Origin of the sequence: Methanococcoides sp. (assembly GCF_030594565.1) — an archaeon.
In the GTDB taxonomy this organism is placed as follows: Archaea; Halobacteriota; Methanosarcinia; order Methanosarcinales; family Methanosarcinaceae; genus Methanococcoides; species Methanococcoides seepicolus.
Genome location: NZ_JAUVEY010000142.1, coordinates 1 through 5,435, shown reverse-complemented (window position 1 = coordinate 5,435; position 5,435 = coordinate 1). Strand labels below are relative to the sequence as shown.

The following is a 5,435-nucleotide window of genomic DNA, read 5'->3' as shown; positions in this document are numbered from 1 at the left end:
TTGCTCCTGACATTACCCAGATCAACACCAAAGTTACAGGATACTCTGACAAGACCATTGAAGAGATCCTTGGTGGCGGTTCAGAAGACGTTGAAGCACAAGCAGAGTGATATTCGTCACTCTCCTTTTTAATTCTTTTTTTTTAATTAATTTTATTTACCTTGTATTATTTTGATCTTGTATATTTTGGTGAGTCCAGCCCAACATCGATGAGTGCTTTCTTCTTGACGAGGCTATCTATGAATTTTTTAGCTCCTCTTAAGTTAAGCCCGGAATGTTCCATAACATCATTGAGGTCAAAGTACTCTTCATCTTCAATGAGTTGATCCACGATCTGTGTCAATTTAGTCCGGGTTCCATTTGTGGAATGCCAGAATGCAAATTTCCGGTTATTTTCATCAGTTTCATTGTATACAAGATCGTCTTCCTCCAGATCGTAGATGAAAAATCCCAGTCTCTGATGTGAATATGTCCTTGCCCAGTCCTTTATGTTTTGATCCCATGAACTGCTGATAAAACACAGGCTCATGTACTGGTTTTGTTCGATGGTACTTGCTTTTGCCTGTATCATCTCGATGATATCTCTCTTGTCGTCTATGGATTTCCCGTAGTTATCGACGATAAGCATTGGAGTTTTGAACCTTCCTTCCTTTATGGAGCCGCGAACACTTTTTTTTGAAAGTTCGACCTTCCATTGCTTGTCTGCAATGTATTCTCCATCATAAGATACCTCTGGATGCTGTTTCTCAAATTTTTGCTCCAGAATATTTACGTAACTGTAAAGTTTTGAAAGGGTTTCAGTATCAAGTTCATCTTTTTTAGTATGGGCCTGGGTGTCAGAGGGAACTGATGTTTCATCTTCAATATCATCAGTTGAGCTAGTTTTGATCTCGGAGGGGAAAGTTTCAGACATTTCAGTTTTGTCTTCTGCAGGGGCTTTTCCTCAGCTTCTTTCTGCTCTTTCTCTCTTATTTCCCTTTCTTCTCTTTCAGCTTGCTTTTTACTTCCGATCCTGTTCTCGTATTCGCTCAGGTTCTTGTTTGTAAGCTCTATCCTGTGGCTAAATCCCATGTCCATTTTGTCCACAAGGTCACTGATAGCAAAGACATCGACATTCTCACCGATAGGGGACATTAAAATCTCTCTTTTCGTACCTGATGTTTTCCTGTTGAAAGGGGATGAGAAAACGATGTCTATGCTTGAACCCGGTGAAGGAAAGACGGTTACTTTCGAGGTTCGCCCTACTGGTGAATGTGGTAACTGTAAGATCTCTGCAAGCATTGATTACTATGACTATAACACAAAGAAGCGGAAGCATGTTGATCTTGAAGGCAAGATGGTAAGCATGGTGTGTCCGGTACTTCGGGTCAGGCAGATCGATGAACCTTCCTGGAGGTCGTTGGTCAGCACCCTCATTTCAGCAGAAGAGGATTCTAAATACCTTGAGATCCCTGCAGAGAACCTGTTCGATATTGCTACCCGGGTTCTCAAGGACATGAACATGTACATGATCGAGCCGGAGATCACATCAACACCTCGCCTTTTTACGGGAGTTGCAAGGTTCTATGCTGAATGTGTTAGGGGGTTGAAATATGCATCATATGTCGAAGTTGTAGGCAAGAGCCGATCACGCCTTATATTAAGGGCATGGGCTGAAAAAGAAGATGCACTTACCGGTTTCTATTATAAGATGCTGGAAGAGATCGAAAAGAGAACAGATATCAAACTTTTCGTTGATGGGGGTTCTGCACAATACAATATAAGCACTACCAATATTACTGATAGCCTTATCCAGCGCTCTACAATAGGTTCGGAATCTGAAGTCAGGAAGTGTCCCGTTTGCGGAAAAGAAGTAAAGGATAATGCAAAGTTCTGTGAAGACTGTGGGGAAAGGCTGGACTGAACAGGCAGACAATTTCTGGTCTGCAAACCCTCCTTCCTTATTTTTTCTCTTTTTCACTGAAAAAACATATAACTTATGCATTTGATTCTTACATATAGTTTACTTTATATATTTTATAATTTAATAAAGTGTTTCGGTGTCAGAATAATGGATCAGAAAAGAATGAATGAGCTTTTTGTATGGAACAAAAAAGCTTCCCGTTTGGAATTGTTCGTAAGGATATTCTATGGTATACCTGTTGCGATCATTCTATCTCTCTATAGTTTTTTAATGACGATTTGTTTTTTCTTGCAATTACCTTTTATTTTGGTACTCGGAAGAAGACTTCAAATTCTGAACAAGGTCATAAAAGGCTATTTGGAATACTATACCCAAATTGCAGGTTATTTCTATATGACGACCGATGAACGTCCTGGTATCCTACCAAAGGATATTTCTATCTTTGAAAAGCAACTTTATTATGATCACAATACGGTCGAAATATTTGATAGGGACGAAAAGTGATGTTCCTCACCAAATAAAAAAGTGATCATCTATTTCATAAACGATATTAATGAAGGGGGTAGCATGCACAATAGTTATGTAGGGGAAGTAAGTGACGGTAATTGGGAAAAGATGGTTGAAAAGGAGCCTAAACCTGTTCTGGTAATGTTCTATCTGACTACATGTTCTCATTGCAAAGCGATAGAACCTTACTTCAGGGAGTTTGCAGAAACATACAAAGATTCATGTAAATTCTTCAAGCTCAATGCCGAAATTAACCCATGGGTCTCAGAAAGATATGGTGTGGAAGGAACACCCACTTTTATATTCATGTGTGCTGGGAAAATGATACGGGGCATGGCAGGTGTTTCCCATCCTTCTGAACTTAAAAGGAACATTGAGGATTTCCTGAAGAACGGTTCAGTGTGTGCTGCTAATGTCACATCGCTTAAGTACGACATGTCAATGTACGGCTGACCACTTATCCACTGCTCTCTTCTTTTTATTTTTCATTTATTAGCAGGGATCGTAAAGGTGAAAGTACTGCCTTCGTTCATCTCGCTTTCCACCCATATTTCTCCACCGTGCAACTCAACCAGTTTTTTCACAAGAGCAAGGCCAAGGCCTGTACCTTCTTGTTCTTTTGTGTTAAAGTCCCCGACCTGTATGAATGGTTTGAAAACTTCATCGAGATGGTCCTTTGAGATCCCGGTCCCGGTATCTTCAACATTGACATACAGTTTCTTGTGCATTGACCATGCGTTGATGGTAACATTCCCCTCTTCAGGAGTGAACTTAATGGCATTGCTTACCAGATTATACATTATCTGTTTGAACATTGTCTTGTCAGCATTTGTAGTAATGGTATTATTAGCAATGTTGTGGGATAAGTTTATTTTCTTTTTGTTCGCAAGGGGTGAAAGGATAGAGGTCGTATCTTCGATCATTTCATTGAGCTCAAAATCTTCGCTTCGCAAGTGCATCTTTCCAGCTTCTATCTTTGAAATATCAAGTATATTATTGATAAGGCCCAGCAGATGTTTTCCGCTGATTAAAACATTATCGACATACTTGGTCTGTTTTTCATTAAGTTTGCCGAACATCTCTGTCTTCAACAGATCCGAAAATCCGATTATCGCATTAAGGGGTGTCCTTAATTCATGGCTCATGTTTGCCACAAAATCACTTTTCGCTTTATTTGCTGCTTCTGCTTCCATCATTAAGTTTATCAATGCGTTCTCTGCATTCTTTTTTTCAGTAGTATCAATAATAAGTCCTTTCAGATGGTCAACATTCCCTTCGCTGTCGTATATTAAGGTAGTTCTTTCATTGACCCATCTTGTCTCTCCGTCACCGGTTATGATCTTGTAATCGAGATTCACGGAAGGGGAATCACCACTGTATAGCTTTTTAAATTCTACTTCAACATTCCTTTTGCAGTCCGGGTGAATAATGTCGTCATAATTGAGATGACCATCAATGAACTCATGAGCCTCATATCCTAAATTACTGATATTATCCGAAATGATCTCTACTGGCCACCCTTCCTGTGCCTTCCATTTGAATACGATAACAGGACTGCTTTCAACCACTTTTTTTAATTCATCATTAAGTTCGTTTGATCTTTGTAATGCATCAAGTATATCGTTCAAACCTTCCGGTATGTTCTTAAAATCAACTTCTATATCGGTATTTGCTCGCTTGTTAAACGATCCTTTAAGAGCAGTATCTGATATGTCTTTAAAGTCATTGACTATATTTTTAATAGGTTTTGTTATCCTTTGTGCAGAAAAGATTGCAATAGTTCCCATAAAAAGAATTGCGATTGCAGATATAGCCACCAATATATTCTGCATGTCTGTAACACCTGCATACATTTCCCCTTTTGGAACTACGACCAGCATGGAATAATTACCAGTTCTGACCGGTTCATAGAAAATGATAGAATCCTTATCTGTTACAGGATCGATCATCTCGATATGACCTTCTTTACCATTTTCGATATCTTTTGCCATTTTCAGTATTTCTGGCTCTTCGAAATCGTAGAGTGTCTTTGATCCGATCCATTCTTTATGAACTGGGTGGGATATGAGCAGTCCGGTATTACTAACAGTGAAAGCATAGCCTGAATCTAATATTTTAATGTTGGATATTTCCTCATCGATGTAGCTCAAAGAAACATCTGCACCGCCAATACCGATAAATTCTCCTTCGATAATAATGGGTGAAACATAGCTTACAATAAGTTCTCCCCGATACAGGTAGGGTTCTGTCAGCACATCCATTTTTCGTTCCTTTGGCAACTGGTAGTAGTCAAGGGAATCATAATGCACAAGAGGCTCGAGGAAGATCTTTCCACCGATCCGGTTCCAGTATGGGAGAAATCGACCTGTTTCATCGTGAAATTTCGTATTTGCATATGCAGAATCATTTAGGTCAAAAGCGTTAGGTTCGAACCCTGCATAGACTCCTAAAATATTTGGATTATCTGTCAATGTCTGTTTGACAATGCCACTGGCAATTTCTCGATCCCCATATCTGTACCCTTTCATTGAGCTGGCAATCCCTCTCGAAATTGCCATATTGGCCCGCATATCTGCATCAAAATTAGATGCATAATTTTTCGTAAGAGAAATAATTTCTTTGTGTATCAGTTCTTCATGCTGTTCAGTTGTTGTAGAAATGATCAGGGACATAGTGAATGTCATGACTAGGATGATACCGATTACTATATACAATAAAATTTTGAAATCCAATGGCACATCTTTAAAGTTCATTCATTATCCCTTCGTTTTTAAATAATCATTTTTAGGATCAATACGCATCAAGTTCGCATATATAATCACAATTGTAATGAATTAATCCGTGTAGTTAGTTCACAACTTAATATATTTTGTGTTTGTTTTATTGTAACTATTCAGCCTAATTATCGTCAATCCTGTATACTCTAATACAAAAAATTAATTTGCAACCCTAAAATCAAACAATCGTTGGAACAAATGGCTTTCCATCGATTGCATCTTGAATAGCTTTCATCACAGAAAGTTGA

Annotated in this window: 5 protein-coding genes; 3 read left to right on the top strand and 2 right to left on the bottom strand. The window is 38.7% G+C overall.

Features of this window, described 5'->3' with window-relative positions:
• Positions 1–166 precede the first annotated feature (166 nt).
• Positions 167–913 carry a hypothetical protein gene (locus tag QAS77_RS10125; RefSeq protein WP_305065366.1) on the bottom strand — a complete coding sequence of 249 codons (747 nt, stop codon included), beginning with the start codon at positions 911–913 and terminating at the stop codon, positions 167–169.
• Positions 914–1,189: 276 nt separating this feature from the next.
• Between QAS77_RS10125 and QAS77_RS10120 the strand changes: the two genes are divergently transcribed.
• The 3 genes from QAS77_RS10120 (at position 1,190) to QAS77_RS10110 (ending at position 2,863) form a co-directional block, all read left to right on the top strand.
• Positions 1,190–1,903: a zinc ribbon domain-containing protein gene (locus QAS77_RS10120; protein ID WP_305065365.1), complete on the top strand. Its 714-nt coding sequence runs from the start codon at positions 1,190–1,192 to the stop codon at positions 1,901–1,903.
• 147 nt (positions 1,904–2,050) lie between these two features.
• Positions 2,051–2,407, top strand: coding sequence for a DUF4389 domain-containing protein (locus QAS77_RS10115; RefSeq protein ID WP_250869371.1), 357 nt, complete (start codon positions 2,051–2,053; stop codon positions 2,405–2,407).
• Positions 2,408–2,470: 63 nt separating this feature from the next.
• A complete protein-coding gene (locus QAS77_RS10110; protein WP_305065363.1) occupies positions 2,471–2,863 on the top strand; it encodes a thioredoxin family protein in 393 nt (130 codons plus the stop codon).
• 32 nt (positions 2,864–2,895) lie between these two features.
• On the opposite strand, the gene QAS77_RS10105 is transcribed toward QAS77_RS10110, so the two are convergent.
• Positions 2,896–5,094, bottom strand: a complete 2,199-nt coding sequence (locus QAS77_RS10105; protein WP_250869373.1) for an ATP-binding protein — start codon at positions 5,092–5,094, stop codon at positions 2,896–2,898.
• Positions 5,095–5,435 lie beyond the last annotated feature (341 nt).